General features: G+C 36.2%; 18 protein-coding genes. 11 read left to right on the forward strand and 7 right to left on the reverse strand.

Translation table 11 applies throughout. From position 1 onward, the window contains the following. Positions 1 to 130 precede the first annotated feature (130 nt). The 3 genes from WJN01_RS13320 to WJN01_RS13330 are packed head-to-tail and all read left to right on the forward strand — an operon-like array spanning position 131 to position 3,011. The gene (locus WJN01_RS13320; protein WP_445197653.1) at positions 131 to 1,153 is read left to right on the forward strand and encodes an SRPBCC family protein; all 1,023 of its coding nucleotides are present in this window, start codon (positions 131 to 133) and stop codon (positions 1,151 to 1,153) included. A gap of 1 nt (position 1,154) precedes the next feature. After that, the gene (crcB, locus tag WJN01_RS13325) at positions 1,155 to 1,520 is read left to right on the forward strand and encodes a fluoride efflux transporter CrcB (RefSeq protein WP_445197654.1); all 366 of its coding nucleotides are present in this window, start codon (positions 1,155 to 1,157) and stop codon (positions 1,518 to 1,520) included. A 57-nt stretch (positions 1,521 to 1,577) separates the two neighbouring features. Beyond that, complete coding sequence (locus tag WJN01_RS13330; RefSeq protein WP_445197655.1) at positions 1,578 to 3,011, forward strand: amidohydrolase family protein; 1,434 nt, start codon at positions 1,578 to 1,580, stop codon at positions 3,009 to 3,011. Between the two features lie 60 nt (positions 3,012 to 3,071). On the opposite strand, the gene WJN01_RS13335 is transcribed toward WJN01_RS13330, so the two are convergent. Next, positions 3,072 to 3,677 carry a DUF1684 domain-containing protein gene (locus WJN01_RS13335; RefSeq protein ID WP_445197656.1) on the reverse strand — a complete coding sequence of 202 codons (606 nt, stop codon included), beginning with the start codon at positions 3,675 to 3,677 and terminating at the stop codon, positions 3,072 to 3,074. A gap of 271 nt (positions 3,678 to 3,948) precedes the next feature. Between WJN01_RS13335 and WJN01_RS13340 the strand changes: the two genes are divergently transcribed. From WJN01_RS13340 to WJN01_RS13350, 3 genes are read left to right on the forward strand one after another with little or no spacing between them, the layout of a single operon-like run. Beyond that, complete coding sequence (locus tag WJN01_RS13340; RefSeq protein ID WP_445197657.1) at positions 3,949 to 5,181, forward strand: MDR family MFS transporter; 1,233 nt, start codon at positions 3,949 to 3,951, stop codon at positions 5,179 to 5,181. Positions 5,182 to 5,211: 30 nt separating this feature from the next. Beyond that, the gene (locus WJN01_RS13345; protein ID WP_445197658.1) at positions 5,212 to 6,192 is read left to right on the forward strand and encodes a YpdA family putative bacillithiol disulfide reductase; all 981 of its coding nucleotides are present in this window, start codon (positions 5,212 to 5,214) and stop codon (positions 6,190 to 6,192) included. Continuing rightward, positions 6,189 to 6,575 (forward strand): VOC family protein, encoded by a 387-nt coding sequence (locus WJN01_RS13350; RefSeq protein WP_445197659.1) that lies wholly within the window; start codon positions 6,189 to 6,191, stop codon positions 6,573 to 6,575. The genes WJN01_RS13345 and WJN01_RS13350 overlap by 4 nt, the downstream gene beginning before the upstream one ends. Here the strand turns inward: WJN01_RS13350 and WJN01_RS13355 are convergent, their stop codons facing one another. Further along, positions 6,576 to 7,019, reverse strand: a complete 444-nt coding sequence (locus tag WJN01_RS13355) for an Lrp/AsnC family transcriptional regulator (RefSeq protein ID WP_370478382.1) — start codon at positions 7,017 to 7,019, stop codon at positions 6,576 to 6,578. It lies immediately after the preceding gene. Positions 7,020 to 7,142: 123 nt separating this feature from the next. On the opposite strand from WJN01_RS13355, the gene WJN01_RS13360 reads away from it, so the two are divergent. After that, positions 7,143 to 7,538 carry a hypothetical protein gene (locus tag WJN01_RS13360; protein WP_445197660.1) on the forward strand — a complete coding sequence of 132 codons (396 nt, stop codon included), beginning with the start codon at positions 7,143 to 7,145 and terminating at the stop codon, positions 7,536 to 7,538. Between the two features lie 13 nt (positions 7,539 to 7,551). On the opposite strand, the gene WJN01_RS13365 is transcribed toward WJN01_RS13360, so the two are convergent. The 3 genes from WJN01_RS13365 to WJN01_RS13375 all read right to left on the reverse strand — a co-directional run bounded on the left by WJN01_RS13365 (position 7,552) and on the right by WJN01_RS13375 (position 11,980). Next, positions 7,552 to 7,968: a hypothetical protein gene (locus WJN01_RS13365; RefSeq protein ID WP_445197661.1), complete on the reverse strand. Its 417-nt coding sequence runs from the start codon at positions 7,966 to 7,968 to the stop codon at positions 7,552 to 7,554. A gap of 122 nt (positions 7,969 to 8,090) precedes the next feature. Then, positions 8,091 to 8,231 carry a hypothetical protein gene (locus tag WJN01_RS13370; RefSeq protein ID WP_445197662.1) on the reverse strand — a complete coding sequence of 47 codons (141 nt, stop codon included), beginning with the start codon at positions 8,229 to 8,231 and terminating at the stop codon, positions 8,091 to 8,093. Between the two features lie 287 nt (positions 8,232 to 8,518). Then, entirely contained in the window at positions 8,519 to 11,980 is a 3,462-nt protein-coding gene (locus WJN01_RS13375) for a methylmalonyl-CoA mutase family protein (protein WP_445197663.1), read from the reverse strand. Positions 11,981 to 12,126: 146 nt separating this feature from the next. Between WJN01_RS13375 and purU the strand changes: the two genes are divergently transcribed. The 4 genes from purU (at position 12,127) to WJN01_RS13395 (ending at position 14,369) form a co-directional block, all read left to right on the forward strand. Continuing rightward, the gene (gene purU / locus WJN01_RS13380) at positions 12,127 to 12,981 is read left to right on the forward strand and encodes a formyltetrahydrofolate deformylase (RefSeq protein WP_445197664.1); all 855 of its coding nucleotides are present in this window, start codon (positions 12,127 to 12,129) and stop codon (positions 12,979 to 12,981) included. A 37-nt stretch (positions 12,982 to 13,018) separates the two neighbouring features. After that, positions 13,019 to 13,723, forward strand: coding sequence for a DUF4197 domain-containing protein (locus tag WJN01_RS13385; RefSeq protein WP_445197665.1), 705 nt, complete (start codon positions 13,019 to 13,021; stop codon positions 13,721 to 13,723). Between the two features lie 213 nt (positions 13,724 to 13,936). Further along, positions 13,937 to 14,134, forward strand: a complete 198-nt coding sequence (locus WJN01_RS13390) for a Lacal_2735 family protein (RefSeq protein WP_445197666.1) — start codon at positions 13,937 to 13,939, stop codon at positions 14,132 to 14,134. Positions 14,135 to 14,213: 79 nt separating this feature from the next. Continuing rightward, positions 14,214 to 14,369 carry a hypothetical protein gene (locus WJN01_RS13395; protein WP_445197667.1) on the forward strand — a complete coding sequence of 52 codons (156 nt, stop codon included), beginning with the start codon at positions 14,214 to 14,216 and terminating at the stop codon, positions 14,367 to 14,369. Between the two features lie 88 nt (positions 14,370 to 14,457). Here the strand turns inward: WJN01_RS13395 and pyrF are convergent, their stop codons facing one another. Beyond that, on the reverse strand, positions 14,458 to 15,273 hold the full coding sequence (pyrF, locus tag WJN01_RS13400; RefSeq protein WP_445197668.1) for an orotidine-5'-phosphate decarboxylase: 816 nt from the start codon (positions 15,271 to 15,273) through the stop codon (positions 14,458 to 14,460). Positions 15,274 to 15,282: 9 nt separating this feature from the next. Further along, complete coding sequence (gene prfA / locus WJN01_RS13405) at positions 15,283 to 16,359, reverse strand: peptide chain release factor 1 (protein WP_445197669.1); 1,077 nt, start codon at positions 16,357 to 16,359, stop codon at positions 15,283 to 15,285. Between the last annotated feature and the right edge of the window lie 48 nt (positions 16,360 to 16,407).

Here is a 16,407-nt window from a genome sequence, read left to right on the forward strand (position 1 = left end):
TATTGATAAATTTAAAAATCATCCTTTTGACTAAAAAATATTTATTTTTAAGACAACAAATGTAATAATTTATTAAACAAAAATTAAAATTGTCTATCTTTGATTTGTCTAATTTTTCAAAACTTTAACAATGAAGACACTCAAATACATTCTTTTCCTATTACTCATTGTTATTATCGGTTTTTCCATTTATGTGGCCGTTCAACCAAACGAATTTAATTTTTCAAGAAGCAAGGTCATTCAAGCGCCAGCTTCGGTAGTGTTCAGCAAAGTAAATGACTTTAAAAATTGGCCTAGTTTTTCACCTTGGATGGAGCAAGAGCCAAATGCTACTTTAACCTATGGCGAGAAAACCGCAGGGGTTGACGGCACTTATGCTTGGAGCGGGGAAGTTTTGGGCGAAGGCAGTATGAAAACTTTAGATGTGAAAGAAAATGAATTGATTGCCCAGCACATTAACTTTATAAAACCTTTTGAATCGGAATCGGATATCAATTGGATGTTCGAACCAACAGATGAAGGCACAAGGGTAACCTGGCAAATGAAGGGCAAGCAAGATTTTATGACCAAAATGTTCACCACATTTGCAGGATCTATTGAAGAGATGACAGGCCCTGATTTTGAACGCGGCTTGTTTAAATTAGACAGTATAGTAACCTCAGATATGCAAAAATATAGTGTAACCATTGATAGCATTACCGAGCACGGTGGTGGGTTTTACATATACAATACCGCATCATGTAAGATAACCGACATTGAAAGCAAAATGAATGAAATGATGCCTAAAGTAATCAACTACGCCATGAGCAACAATATTAAAATGGCGGGCGCACCTTTTACCTATTACCATAAATGGGACCTTGAAAACAACGCCGCCATGTTTTCGTCCTGTGTTCCCACTACAGCAAAAGTTATTTCTTCAGTAAGCGATATTTTAACTGGCCAACTACCACCTTTTAAAGCTCTTAAAACCACATTAAAGGGAGAATACTCCAATTTAGAAGAAGCTTGGGAAACCGCCATGAAACATGTAATAGATAACAGTTTGGAGTTTGCTGATGACGGCCCCATGCTAGAAGTTTATGTTAACGACCCCAATACCAATCCAAACCCAGCAGATTGGATTACCGAAATTTACATCGCCATAAAATAAAATGAAGCAAGTTTTATTAGTTTTTATTGGCGGTGGATTTGGCAGTGCATTGCGTTTTTTAATTGGAAAATATTTAAACAAACCCGAAACCTTCATGCCTTACGGCACATTTACAGCCAATGTATTAGGTTGTTTGCTTATAGGTATCGTTTTAGGCCTGGCCGCAAAAAACACGTCACTCTCTCAAAACCATATTTTGTTATTGGCGTCAGGTTTTTGTGGTGGGTTTACCACCTTTTCAACTTTTGCTTATGAAAACCACGTGCTCTTAAAATCAGGTGATTTTATGGGCTTTGTGGTTTATACCATTGCCAGCTTTATTGCTGGGTTTTTAGCGGTATTTTTTGGTATGTTTTTGGTGAAATAACCCCTTGGATTTAAAATATTAATACCCAAAATCTGCAAATTAGCGTTGATTAATTAAATGAAAATATTAAAACGCCTTTTAAAAATTGTAAGTATTCTTTTAGGACTGTTAGTATTAACAGCCCTAATTGCACTTTGGATTGATTCGGCAAAAACCAGCTACCTAAACATCAAAGAAAACGAATTGGCAAACAACGATTCTTTTCTCATAAAAGATGTCAATGTCATACCAATGAACCGAGATACTGTTTTGGTTAACAAAATGGTATACATAAAAGAGGGCGTAATTCAGAAGATTGCCGACACTATTGAAATCAATAATATTGAAATCATTGACGCAAAAAATAAATTTTTAACACCCGGCCTTATTGATATGCATGTTCATGTTTGGGACAGATATGAACTAGGCCTATATCTATCAAATGGAGTTACAACGGTTAGAAATTTATGGGGTATGCCCATGCATTTAAGAATTAAAGAGGATGTTAATAATGACAAAATTTTTTCGCCCACGTTTATTACAACAGGGCCAAAGCTAACTGGTTTGGAATTTATTGGCGACGATAATTTAAATCTTACTAGCCCCGATGAAGGTAGAGAAAAAGTGATTTCATACAAGGAAAGAGGTTACGACTTAATTAAGACTTATTACGGACTGGATAGAGAAATATTTGATGCCATCATTGAACAAGCAGAAATTTCGGAAATTGATATTGTTGCCCATCCCTCTCAAAAAGTGTCTTTTTCATATCATTTAAACCCCAAAATCAAATCCATCGAACATGCTGAAGAAATTGTTCAGCAACCTTTGCAGTTCGATTTAGACACCATAAAACTAGAACCTATTATTGATTCCATATCACGCTCCAACCATACAAGTTATTGCCCAACAATAACGGTATTCAATAATATCTACCAAATGATGATTAATGATTCTATTTTAGATTCTGAAACTTTAGGGTACATGAATCCGCTAATCAAAAAAACAGACAGTAAAAAACAATTTGAGCGCTGGTTTAAAACAAAACAGAATGACGCTTCCTCGACAAATCGAATTAAAAAACAACATGATTTTCATATTACCATCGTTAAAAAACTTCACGAAGTAGGTGTAAATATAATTTGTGGTACAGATGCTGGAATTGGGATTACCCTTCCAGGTTTTTCAATTCACCAAGAACTGGCATTCTACAAAGAAGCTGGTCTTTCTAATTACGAGGCATTGAAAACAGCTACGGCAAACCCTTCCAAAACACACAATTTCATGAACTCTCTTGGAACTATTGAAGAGGGCAAAATGGCTAACTTATTAATTGTTAACAAGAACCCCCTTTTGGAATTATCATCACTTAAAAAACCTTCATTTGTTTTTATCAAAGGAAGAAAATTAGACAGGAAGACACTGGACTATTTTGGCGAAAAAGCTAAAAACAGAAACAATTTAATTGCTACAGCACTTCGATATTTGGAAAATTTAATAGTTGAAAAATAAGCTATTTTAATCGAGAATATCTCCAAGTAATTATACCTAAAACGTTAACCGAATTCTTTCCTAATGCTTCCCAAAAGACTTTACCCCAGCCTCAATTCTGGTTTTTAAATAATTTCTTCGGGGCACAATAGGACAAGAATACCTGTCGTTATAAGCACAATAAGGATTGTATGCCGAATTGAAATCAATTACCAAGGTATCGTTTTCAGGTATTAGGGCATCAATATAACGTCCACCTCCATAGCTTTCTAAACCATTAGTTTCATCCAAAAAAGGCAAAAACAGGTGGTTTTCATAACCTTCCTGCATCATCAGATCTTGGTTTTGGTAAATATCCAAAGTAAAAGTTTCTCCTCTTAAATTAAATGACAACTCAGCGTATTTCATATAAACAGGCAACCTGTCGGTTGTGGTTTTCATCTTAAAGGCTTTTTCATTTGGGGTTCTTGTAAACTTTGCCTTCACCACATAAGTAGAATCGAACTCGAAAAAATCTAAACCTTCAAAATGCTTTCTATCCTCATCTTTTAAAGGTGACCTTGAAGCATCCTTAAATTGTGCATTAATTTCCTTTTGAAACTCGGTTTCACCCTGCACAGGTCTCCTTTTCCGCGCACAATTCGTTAAATATAATACACATACAAAAAGGACTATAATTTTTTTCATCTGATTAAAATTTCATTTCAAAAATACAATTTCAAAATATTTTATATAAGTTTGTAGCTCAATAATAAAATAGAAATGCGTTGTAACGTCACAATTTGTAGAAAGCAATTGACATCTTCTTATACCGGAAGACGTTGGGCTTGTTATATATTGTGGTGATATAAATATAAAATATTACAATATTTAAAAGTCCGACTTCACCGTCGGACTTTTTGTTTTTTGCAAAATCAATAATTTAATTAAGTCCCTGTTTAAAAGGGATAAAAGAGGAATGAAAACTTTATTCAACAATTATTTAAACACTTTTAAAGGCTTATCTGTAGAGGTATGGTGGCTGGCGTTGATATCACTTATTAACAGGGCGGGCACAATGGTTATTCCATTTTTGTCAATTTACTTAACCGAGAGCCTCCATTTTTCATTAAGTGAAGTGGGGTGGATAATGAGCGCCTTTGGGTTGGGTTCTGTGGTTGGCTCATGGCTTGGTGGAAAGTTGACTGATAAAATTGGTTACTATAAAGTTATGACCCTAAGTCTTCTGACTACAGGGTTTTTGTTTATCGCTCTACAGTTTTTAAAAACGTTTGAGACACTTTGCATCGGTATCCTTATTGTCATGCTGGTAGCCGATATGTTTCGTCCAGCCATGTTTGTCGCTTTGAGCGCACACAGCAAACCTGAAAACAAAACACGGTCTGTTACATTGGTACGACTTGCCATAAATTTGGGGTTTTCAGCAGGGCCAGCCATTGGTGGGCTAATCATTACAACATTAAGTTATGGTAGTCTGTTTTGGGTTGATGGCATAACATGTATCATTGCTACTTTGGTATTGATTACAGTTTTAAATCCGAAAAAAGTCAAAGTATTAGATGACGTTACCGTTAAAAACCCAAAATCGGCGTATCAAGACAGAGCATTTTTGATTTTTCTTGTAGCCATGATGCTTTTCGGCATTGTGTTTTTACAGTATTTTTCAACCATGCCATTGTATTATAGGGAAGGACATTTTTTAACGGAGTTGGAGATAGGTCTTTTGCTAGGAATAAATGGTTTTTTAATCTTTGTTTTTGAAATGCCTTTAATAAAATGGCTGGAAAATACTAGTTTTTCCAAAATAGGTTTAATGCTTTTTGGTGGTATTTTAACTGGTGCAAGCTTTATTATTCTAAACTTCACCTCTTGGTCTGGAATATTGATTTTGGGTATGTTACTCATGACCTTTGGTGAAATGATTGCATTCCCATTCTCCAACGCTTTTGCTTTAGAAAGAGCAAAAAAAGGCAATCAGGGCGAGTACATGGCTCTCTATTCCATAGCATTCTCATTTGCCCATATTTTTGGGCACAATGCCGGCATGCGCTTGGTTGACCAACTAGGGTTTGATAACACTTGGTATATCATTACCCTACTGGCTGCGATTTGTGTATTTTTGTTATTTGGTTTGAGGCAGTATTTAAATGTAAAAAAGGCAAATAGAGAAAAAGCGAAGCTGCCCATTTGATTTGAAAAATATCTAGTGCAATTAAAATAGATGAAAGAAAAAGCAAAAAAAGAGGTCATAATTATTGGCGGAGGCCCCATTGGTATTGCCTGTGCTTTAGAATACAAAAAAAGAAATTGGGACTATTTAATAATTGAAAAGGGAGCGCTTACCAACTCCCTTTTCAACTACCCCAAAAACATGACTTTTTTTTCAACCTCAGAAAAGTTGGAAATCGATGAGATTCCGTTTATTAGCAACAATCCCAAACCCAACAGGGATGAAGCTCTGGAATATTACAGACGTGTTACCACCTCCAACCAGTTGAACATAAACCTATATGAAACTGTGGTTTCCATTGAAAAACTGGCGAAACATTTTAAAATTTCTACCAACAAATCAAGTTACACGTCAAATTATGTCATCATCTGTACTGGCTTTTACGACATCCCAAAATTATTGAACGTACCTGGTGAAAGCTTGCCAAAAGTTACCCACTATTACAAAGAAGCCCATAACTACAGCATGCAAGATATTGTTGTTGTTGGCGCGAGTAATTCCGCCGTTGATGCCGCTTTGGAAATTTGGCGCAAAGGCGGGCGGGTCACTATGGTTGTTCGTGGCAAAACCATTGGCGAACGCGTTAAATATTGGGTTCGGCCAGATATTATTAATCGTATTGAGGAGGGCAGCATAAAAGCCTACTACAATTCGGAAATAACAGAAATAAAAGAAGAAGAGGTCGTCATTAAAACTCCAAATGGGACGATAAATATTCCTAATGATTATGTTGTGGCACTCACGGGTTATCTGCCTAATTTCGAATTATTGATTGATAGCGGAATTAAGTTATCGGATGACGAAAAACATATTCCCCAATACAACAAAGAAACCATGGAAACCAATGTTGAAGGACTTTATTTAGCCGGGGTAATTTGTGGCGGTAAAGAAACCCATAAGTGGTTTATTGAAAATTCAAGAATTCATGCAAAACTAATTGCCGAAAATTTAGAGACTAAAATAAAAGAATGAATTTAAACCAAATAACCATACCGTCATTAAATGTTGAACGCGCGACTGAATTTTATAAAGTTTTGGGGTTAAAACTTATCGTTGATGCCACTCCCAAATATGTTAGGTTTGAATGTCCTGATGGCGATACCACCTTTTCAATACATAAAGTTGATGAATTACCAAAAGGCGACGGTATTACCATTTATTTTGAAGATGAACAATTAGACGATTTGGTTGCTAACCTTAAAAAAAAAGGTGTAGTTTTTAATCAATTACCTGAAGACAAACCTTGGCTTTGGCGGGAAGCCCATTTGCAAGACCCCGATGGCAACAAAATCATTCTTTACCATGCAGGTAAAAACAGAAAGAATCCACCATGGCGGATTAATCTGCAAGAGTAATTACTTAATGGGAATTACCTCTTTTTGTTTCACCACTCGCGATAAAACAATTTGGGTTTTCGATTCTCCGTATGTTATGAGCTGATCAATGAATGACTCCAAATGTTTATTATTTTTTAAGACCACTTCCATCACAATATTTTCATCACCCGTAATCCGGTAACAATTAATGACCTCCTCATAGGTTTTTACTTTTTCTAAAAAGGGTTTTAATTTCCCCATAAAAGCCCTTAAGGTGATAATGGCCTTTAATTGATATCCTATTTCAAAAGGCGAAACAATGGTCTTATAGCCTTCAATAATTCCCAAGTCTTCCATCTTTTTAATGCGCTCTGAAACTGCGGGAGAACTTATGCCCACTTGGCGCCCAATTTCAGCATTAGAAAGCCTAGCATTTTGCTGTAAACATCTTAAAATCTTACTGTTAATCGAATCAATGCTCATTCAAAAGAAAATTAAACCTAAATAATTAAAATCTAAAGCAAATATACACTTTTACTTTAAAAACTAAAGATGAATCTCATTTCTTGTGACTAATTTTGATGAAATTGCTTGAAAGTTTAGAATATGTTACACAATACCCCATCAAACCTATCGGAATTACCGGTTTATCAAAAAGCCTTAGAGATTTTTGCTCTGTCGCAAAATATATCGACCTACTTAAATCACGACTTATCTAGCTTACAACCAGACGGTTCAGAGGATAATAATATTTATTTCTCTGGTGATATCGTACAACAATCTGTTTCGTTGGCTCCTGAAATTTTAAATGTGGAGTTACAACGCCATTCAGACAAAAAGCACAAACATTTGGCATCATTAAGACGCCTTACCAACAAACTTTACAAAAATTCTTATAGATTGGAGCGCTCCAACAGTAATGGAAAAGATTTCTTGCCAATTTTGAGAAGCGAACTTAAGAAGTTTAAAAAACTTCAGCGTTCGTGGATGCTAAGTTTATAGGCAATGGACTAATCTAGATTTTCTTGAATTTCTGGCCACATCCTTCTATACATTGATACCATAATATCAGGTTCGGTCCGTCAATTTTATAGTATACCTTGATACCCTCAAAGCTATAATCGGGCGGTGTTATTTCACTATCATTCCATTTACTTTCTTCAGTTTCCATATAGCTTCCAGTGGTTTTGTCACCAACTTCGGTAGATATATAACACATGTCACCATTAACCGTTACTGAACCGTCGGTAAAAAATTCAAAAATCCTGTTGCTTACTATGGACTGAAAAGTGCCGCTACCATCACCGGGATCTATCAATTGCTCAATAATTTTCCATCTTCCCAAAAGCATTTCATCATCTTTTGGCTTTTCACTGTTAGTTGTACAACTGAAAGTCAATAAAGAGAATACAAAAGGTATAAAATATTTCATGGTAGTATTGAGACTTTCATTACAGATGTTAAAATCCCTTTATGGTTGCGTTATATTAAAAACAAAAAACCTCGAAATTTAAAATCTCGAGGTTTTTATATCATTATGATTTATTTTAAAACTTATCTTGTGAATATTCCATTTTTCACATCTACTATAGTAGCTTCCAACTGATAGTACTTTTCAGATTTAACGATATTTATCAACCAATCTAAATGGTTTTTTGACCGCCTTTTAAACTTGTATTTCAGTGTTGTTTCCATAGGTAAAAATTTTTAATTCTTGGGTTAATCAATAATTTTCAATAACATATATGTGACCAAATTACGTCTGGGGCCATCAATCAGGAAATAACTGAAAACAAATTAGTTTAACGGCTTACATACAGCCCCAACAGGATAAATTTTGTAAAAAAAAGCGATGAAATAAAGGGATAAACAATAAAGATTTGTTTGTTTTTGTAAGAATAATAATTAATAAAAACTTCAAACTCTAAAGTATTAGGGAACTTTAGACATTTTTGGAATTCACTTTAAGACAGAAATATCGCTTACATGTTTCTGCGATATTGTCCTCCTACTTCAAAAAGCGCCTGGGATATCTGCCCCAAAGAACACACTTTACAAACTTCCATTAAAGCCTCAAATATATTTTCATTTTTAATGGCTGTTTCCTGTAGGTCTTTTAGCGCTGAATCTGTATCGTTATTTTCGTGAAAATTTTGCAGCGTTTTTATTTGAAATTGTTTTTCTTCCTCAGTAGCCCTGATAACTTCAGCTGGCAAAATGGTTGGTGAGCCTTTACTGCTTAAAAATGTGTTGACACCAATAATCGGGAATTTTCCACTGTGTTTCAATGTTTCATAATACAAGCTTTCTTCTTGTATTTTACTGCGTTGGTACATGGTTTCCATGGCGCCCAAAACACCTCCGCGCTCGGTAATTCTATCAAACTCCAAAAGCACGGCTTCCTCAACCAAATCGGTCAATTCTTCAATAATGAAAGACCCTTGAATGGGGTTTTCATTTTTTGCAAGACCCAATTCCTTGTTTATAATCAGCTGAATAGCCATGGCTCTTCGCACAGATTCCTCGGTTGGCGTAGTTATGGCCTCATCATAAGCATTAGTGTGTAGTGAATTGCAATTATCATAAATGGCATACAAGGCTTGAAGCGTTGTACGGATATCATTAAAATCGATTTCTTGAGCATGTAAACTTCTTCCAGAAGTTTGAATATGATATTTAAGCATTTGTGCCCTTGGGTTTGCACCATACTTATGTTTCATGGCTTTCGCCCAAATCTTTCGCGCCACGCGGCCTATAACAGCATATTCAGGATCAATGCCATTGGAGAAAAAGAACGAAAGGTTTGGCCCAAATTTGTTGATGTCCATTCCTCGACTCAAATAATACTCCACATAGGTGAATCCATTGGAAAGGGTCAATGCCAATTGCGTGATTGGGTTTGCCCCAGCTTCGGCAATATGGTAACCAGAAATGGAAACTGAATAGAAGTTCCTTACATTATTTTCAATAAAATACTCTTGGATATCGCCCATCAACCTCAGTGCAAATTCCGTTGAAAAAATACAGGTATTTTGCGCTTGGTCTTCCTTTAAAATATCGGCCTGAACCGTACCCCGCACTTGGGCAATGGTTTTTTTCTTTAATTCCTCGTAAACTAACTTTGGTAAAACTTGGTCTCCGGTTACCCCTAAAAGCATTAGTCCTAAACCATTGTTTCCTTCAGGCAATTGTCCATTATACTCGGGACGCTCCTTACCTTTATAAAGTTTGGCTATTTTTAATTCAACCTCTTTTTCCAGTCCATGTTCCTTGATGTAAATTTCACATTGCTGGTCTATAGCTGCATTCATAAAAAAGCCTAAAAGCATAGGTGCAGGTCCGTTAATAGTCATGCTTACCGAAGTCAATTCATCAGCCAAATTAAATCCTGAATATAATTTTTTGGCATCGTCCAAACAACATATTGAAACGCCAGCATTACCAATTTTTCCGTAAATATCAGGGCGATAATCTGGGTCATTTCCATACAGGGTAACGCTATCAAAAGCTGTAGACAAGCGTTTGGCCGGTAAACCTGCACTCACATAATGAAACCGTTTGTTAGTACGCTCGGGGCCGCCCTCTCCAGCAAACATCCTAGCGGGGTCTTCGCCCATTCTTTTGAACGGGTACAACCCGGAAGTATATGGAAATTCTCCGGGCACATTTTCTTGAAGACACCATCTTAATATATCACCCCAGGCTGTATATTTTGGCAACGCCACTTTAGGGATTTTGAGGTGTGAAAGTGACTCGGTATGCGTTTCAACTTTTATTTCTTTACCGCGAACCTTAAATGCATAAATTGGTTCTTTATACATATTCACTTGTTCATTCCAACCCAAAATTAGTTCCCAATTACGGGAATCAAGGTTTAATTTAATACGATCAAACTCTTTAAAAAGGAACCCTAAAAACTCTTTGGAACTGTCATTCTGAACTTGATTCAGAATTTCATTCTGCTCTAATCCTGACTTACTCAAATATGATTTTTCACTTTCTTTTAAAATAACAGCAACAGAGCAAATGGTTTTGAAAATACCATAAAGCTTTTGGGCAATTTCAACTTTTTCTGAAACCTTATTATCATAATTGCGATTGTTCTCAGCTATTTCAGATAAATAGCGGGTTCTTGATGGCGGAATGATGTAAATCTTCTCACTCATTTCATTTGTAATGGTGAACGTTGATTTTAAATTGACATTTGTTTTTTCATTTAATTTTGAAATAACGGCTTGATAGAGTGCATTCATTCCTGGGTCGTTAAACTGGGAAGCAATGGTTCCGAAAACAGGCAAATCGTCTTGTGAAACATCCCAAAGATTATGGTTGCGCATGTACTGTTTTTTAACGTCACGCAACGCATCCTGCGCACCACGTTTATCAAATTTGTTGATGGCTACCAAATCAGCAAAATCAAGCATATCAATCTTTTCCAATTGGGTTGCGGCACCGAACTCGGGCGTCATAACATAAAGCGAAACATTTGAATGCTCAATAATTTCGGTATCAGATTGACCAATACCAGAAGTTTCCAAAATAATCAGATCAAATTCGGCAGCCTTTAAAACCTTAATGGCCTCGCCAACATATTTAGACAATGCCAAATTAGACTGGCGCGTAGCCAAACTACGCATATAAACCCGTGGATTGTTTATGGCGTTCATTCTGATTCTGTCCCCTAAAAGAGCGCCCCCAGTCTTACGTTTTGAAGGATCCACGGAAACAATTCCTACTGTTTTTTCTGGGAAATCTTTTAAGAATCGTCTAACCAATTCATCAACCAAACTCGACTTACCAGCACCGCCTGTTCCTGTTATGCCCAAAACAGAAGCCTGCCTTAACCCCTCTAAAGAAGGGGAACACTCACTCAAACCTGAAAATGAGGCCTCAAAATCTTTACGATTGTTTTCCGCTAAAGTTATTAATCTGGCTATAGTAATTACATCTTTATCTTTTAAAGATGCTTTAATTCCCTTCCCTTTGGGAAGGGTTAAGGGTGGGCTTTGGTTATCCGATTGCTCAACCAAATCATTAATCATGCCCTGCAAACCCATTTCCCGACCATCGTCTGGAGAATAAATACGGGAGATGCCATAATCCATCAACCCCTTAATTTCTGACGGCAAAATAACACCGCCACCACCACCAAAAATTTTAATGTGCCCTGCCCCCTTTTCCTGCAAAAGATCGAACATATACTTAAAATATTCGTTATGCCCACCTTGATAGCTAGTCAAACAAATGGCATTAACATCTTCTTGTATCGCGGTATTTACAACTTCCTCCACACTTCTGTCATGCCCCAAATGGATTACCTCAACGCCCGTAGCCTGAATAATGCGCCGCATGATATTAATGGAGGCATCATGCCCATCAAAGAGCGAAGCTGCGGTAACTATCCTGATATGGTTTTTTGGTTTGTAGGGAGATTGTTGGTTCATTCGTAAAAAAAATTGATTTTCTTTAATGCAATTTAATAAATATTCAAAAAAATAAGGCGTTAACGTAAAATTATCTAAAATCTTTATGCCAATTCTATGGTAAATTATTTTTATGCTATTTTTAGCCTCTAAATACCAGGAGTTTCATGAATAAAATCACCATTTTAATACATTGTAAAGACCGACCAAACATCATTGCTTCCGTCACTAATTTTATTGCCCATAATGGTGGAAATATTGTTTACATTGACCAACATGTGGACCGCGAGCAAAACATTTTCTTTATGAGGCTAGAAAGCGAATTTGGTTCTGACTCTTTTGATACGGTTGAATTTAAATCTGCTTTCAAAAATGATATAGCAGAAAAATTTAAAATGAAATGGCGAATTTATTCATCTGAAAAAAAGCCAAAAATGGCTCTATTCATATCAAAATACGACCATTGCCTATATGATTTATTGGGTCGATATAATTCGGGCGAACTTAATTTAGAAATCCCTTTTATAATCAGTAACCATATGGACTTGAAGCCAATTGCCGATAGCTTCAAAATTCCTTTTTACCATATCCCAGTAACCAAGGATACCAAGGAAAAAGCTGAAAACGCCCAGCTAGAACTTCTGGAAAAATACAATATCGATTTTATTGTGCTTGCAAGATATATGCAGATTGTTTCTGAAAAGTTAATCAGTAGATATCCCAACAAAATCATTAACATCCATCATTCATTTTTACCTGCCTTTGTTGGTGCCAAGCCTTACCACTCTGCCTATAAACGTGGTGTTAAAATCATTGGCGCAACAAGCCATTACGTAACCGAAGAATTGGATGCAGGTCCCATTATTGAGCAAGATGTTACCCGTGTAACGCACGCACATTCTATTTCAGATTTAATTACCAAGGGTCGCGATTTAGAGAAAATAGTGCTTGCAAATGCCGTTAAACTGCATGCCAACCGGAAAGTTATGGTTTATAACAACAAGACGGTTATTTTTTCATAAAATATTACCTATTTTACATCCATAAAAACCCAAAATCATGAACCGTAAATTATTAGCTGTATTTTTCATTCTTAGCCTAACCGCCTGTGTAGAACTACAACAAGTTGTTAATCAGTTGCCCCAGGGCGAAACTATTGGAAACGACCAAATAGCATCTGGTTTACGCCAAGCTTTAGATTTTGGCATTGACAAACAGGTGACCAAACTTACTCAAACCGATGGATTTTACAAAAATGAATTGGTTAAAATCCTACTTCCCGAGGAACTTCAAAAAGTTGACAAAGGCTTAAGAGACATTGGTTTGAGCAATTTGGCAGACGAAGGACTAAAATTACTGAACAGAGCAGCAGAGGATGCCGTTAAGGAAGCTACGCCTATTTTTGTTGATGCCGTAAATGGCATAACCTTTGCAGATGCGAAAAACATTCTTTTAGGAAACGATGATGCAGCAACACAATATTTAACATCCAAAACCGAAGCGGCATTGTACGCCAAGTTTAATCCGGTGATTAAAAACTCGTTTAGCAAAGTTGGTGCGGATGAAATTTGGAACAACTTAATCAATAAATACAACAGCATTCCATTTACAAATGATGTAAATCCAGACCTGACAGACTATGTTACGGGTGAAGCATTAAAAGGTGTTTACACCATGATAGCGGTTGAGGAAAAGGAAATAAGGACAAAACTATCTTCAAGAACCACAGATTTGCTAAGGAAGGTTTTTGCTCTTCAAGATTAAACTTTCAGGCACAATCAATATGAAAAAACCGAATAGTTTCTATTCGGTTTTTTTTTCAGCCTTTCAAAAGCTACAACAATGTCATTTTCATTTGCGATGGTTTCCCTATAACAGCAACCACATCCTTGGTTTTTGTTGAAGAAAAATAAGCCATCAACCATTTTGTTTTTAAGAAAAAAAATGTATCTTTAAATACTTGCTATTCAACCACTAATGAAAAGATTGGACCAAATAAAATCTCATCAGGCCAAATTGTACGCGCAGTACAGATCATTGGTTGAACAGGCTTATAACTTTAGGCAAACAGATTCGGCCTTAAGTGACATTTCCGAATATAAGGCCATAAAGTTACTCAACAAGATTAACAGGTTAAAATATCTGTACAGAGACCAGCAGGAGCCTGTTATTTAATTTTTCACAATTACTTAACATTGTAATAACGTCTAAACCAAGAGTTTAAACGTATTTTATTTATATAAAAAAGAACGTTATGAATACACATTTTTGCAAAGTGGGTAAAATAAAGCCCAACCACAACAAGTTGACTAGTTTAAAAGAATTCGAAAGAAGAATCGCAAACTTTGTAGATGATACTACAATAGTTGATTATTCAAAAGATTTGCACGGAAGACTTAAAATTGTTTAGTGCGTGAATCAATCGTTGATTGCATCATATTCGAAAAAAACACAAAAAAATCTAAATTTTCTTTTAGAGTGATTGGTTACACCTTATTTTAACGCACCAACTCGAAAGCCATTTCTTTTTGAAGTTCTTCAGCTTTTTTAGCCGCAGCCTTTGCAAAATCCGAATCATCAGATGCGTAAATTATGCCTCTTGATGAGTTTATAAGCAACCCAATATTTTTACTCATTCCATATTTACAGACATCTTGTAAATTACCCCCTTGGGCACCAACACCCGGAACTAATAAAAAGCTATCTGGTATAATTTTCCGAATTTCAGCCAGGTATTCTGCTTTTGTTGCTCCCACAACATACATCAAATTTTCAGCATTTTGCCATGTTTTTGAGGTCTCTAAAACGTGCTTGTAAAGTTCTTTCCCCTCTAATGTTTTGGTCTGAAAATTAAAAGCGCCTTGATTGGATGTCAAGGCCAAAAGAATGGTATGCTTGTTTTTGAAAGCCAAAAATGGTTCCACGGAATCCTTGCCCATATAAGGTGCCACTGTAACAGAATCAAACCCCAAATCTTCAAAAAAAGCCTTGGCATACATACTGCTTGTATTACCAATATCACCTCTTTTAGCATCTGCTATAGTAAATATTTCGGGGTGATTTTCGTTTAAATAATTAATGGTTTTCTCCAGTGACTTCCAGCCTTTTAAACCATAAGCTTCATAAAATGCGGTATTGGGTTTATAAGCTACGCACAGATGATGTGTGGCATCAATAATGGCTTTATTGAATGCAAAAATAGGGTCTTCTTCTTTTAGAAGATGTTTTGGAATTTTGGTCAAATCGACATCCAATCCGATACAAAGAAAAGATTTCTTTTTTTTGATTTGATCTATTAATTGGCTTGTGGTCATTTATAAAGATTAAATCAAATCACCGTCAGCCTTCAACTTCTCGGTATTTTCAGCTAGTTGCAATTCGTCAATTATTTTTTGGATATCACCGTTTACAATGTTTTGTAAATCATAGAGTGTTAGACCAATTCTATGGTCAGTAACACGTCCTTGCGGATAATTGTAAGTTCTAATTTTTGCACTTCTATCACCGGTAGAAACCATGCTTTTACGCTTTGCTGAATCTGCTGCTTCCTTTTTAGCCAACTCCATTTCATACAATCTTGATCGCAATACCTTTAGCGCTTTTTCTAGATTTTTGTGCGACGATTTTTGGTCTTGGCAGCTTACAATCATTCCCGTTGGTTCATGGTGCAGCTTAATGGCCGAATAGGTTGTATTTACCGACTGCCCTCCTGGACCTGTAGAAGTGGTTCTTTCAATCCTAACTTCACTCATATCCAGTTCCACATCAAATTCTTCGGCTTCTGGAAGCACAATTACCGATGCGGCACTAGTATGCACACGGCCTTGTGTTTCTGTTTGTGGCACACGTTGTACACGATGCACACCAGCTTCAAATTTCAGGGTTCCGTAAACATCTTCACCGGAAACTTCAAAAATAATTTCTTTAAAACCACCCGATGTACCTTCGTTAAAGTCCATAACTTCAACTTTCCAACCTTTGCCTTCACAATATTTGGTGTACATTCTATATAAATCACCCGCAAAAATACTAGCCTCATCACCACCTGTTCCGGCTCGTACTTCTACAACCGCATTTTTGGAATCTTCAGGATCTTTGGGAATCAAAAGAAAACGGATTTCATCTTCAAGCTCAGGAATTTTTTCTTTGGCTTCCTCATACTGCATTTTAGCCATTTCAACCATTTCCGCATCACTTCCTTCATCAATAATTTCCTCCGCCTCAGCCAAATTATTGGTAAGCTCAATATATTGCTCACGCTTGTCCATCAACACACGCAAGTCTTTATATTCTTTATTTAGCGCAATATATCGTTGTTGATCTGAAATAATAGCAGGCTGAATGATTAAATCGCTAACCTCATCAAAACGCTGTTTTACTATTTGTAATTTCTCTAACATCTGCCTTTTTATTGGGATTCAAAAATACGATAATTTATGAATTTTCAA

The sequence above is a fragment of the Tamlana sedimenti genome (assembly GCF_038148895.1).
Taxonomy (GTDB): domain Bacteria; phylum Bacteroidota; class Bacteroidia; order Flavobacteriales; family Flavobacteriaceae; genus Tamlana.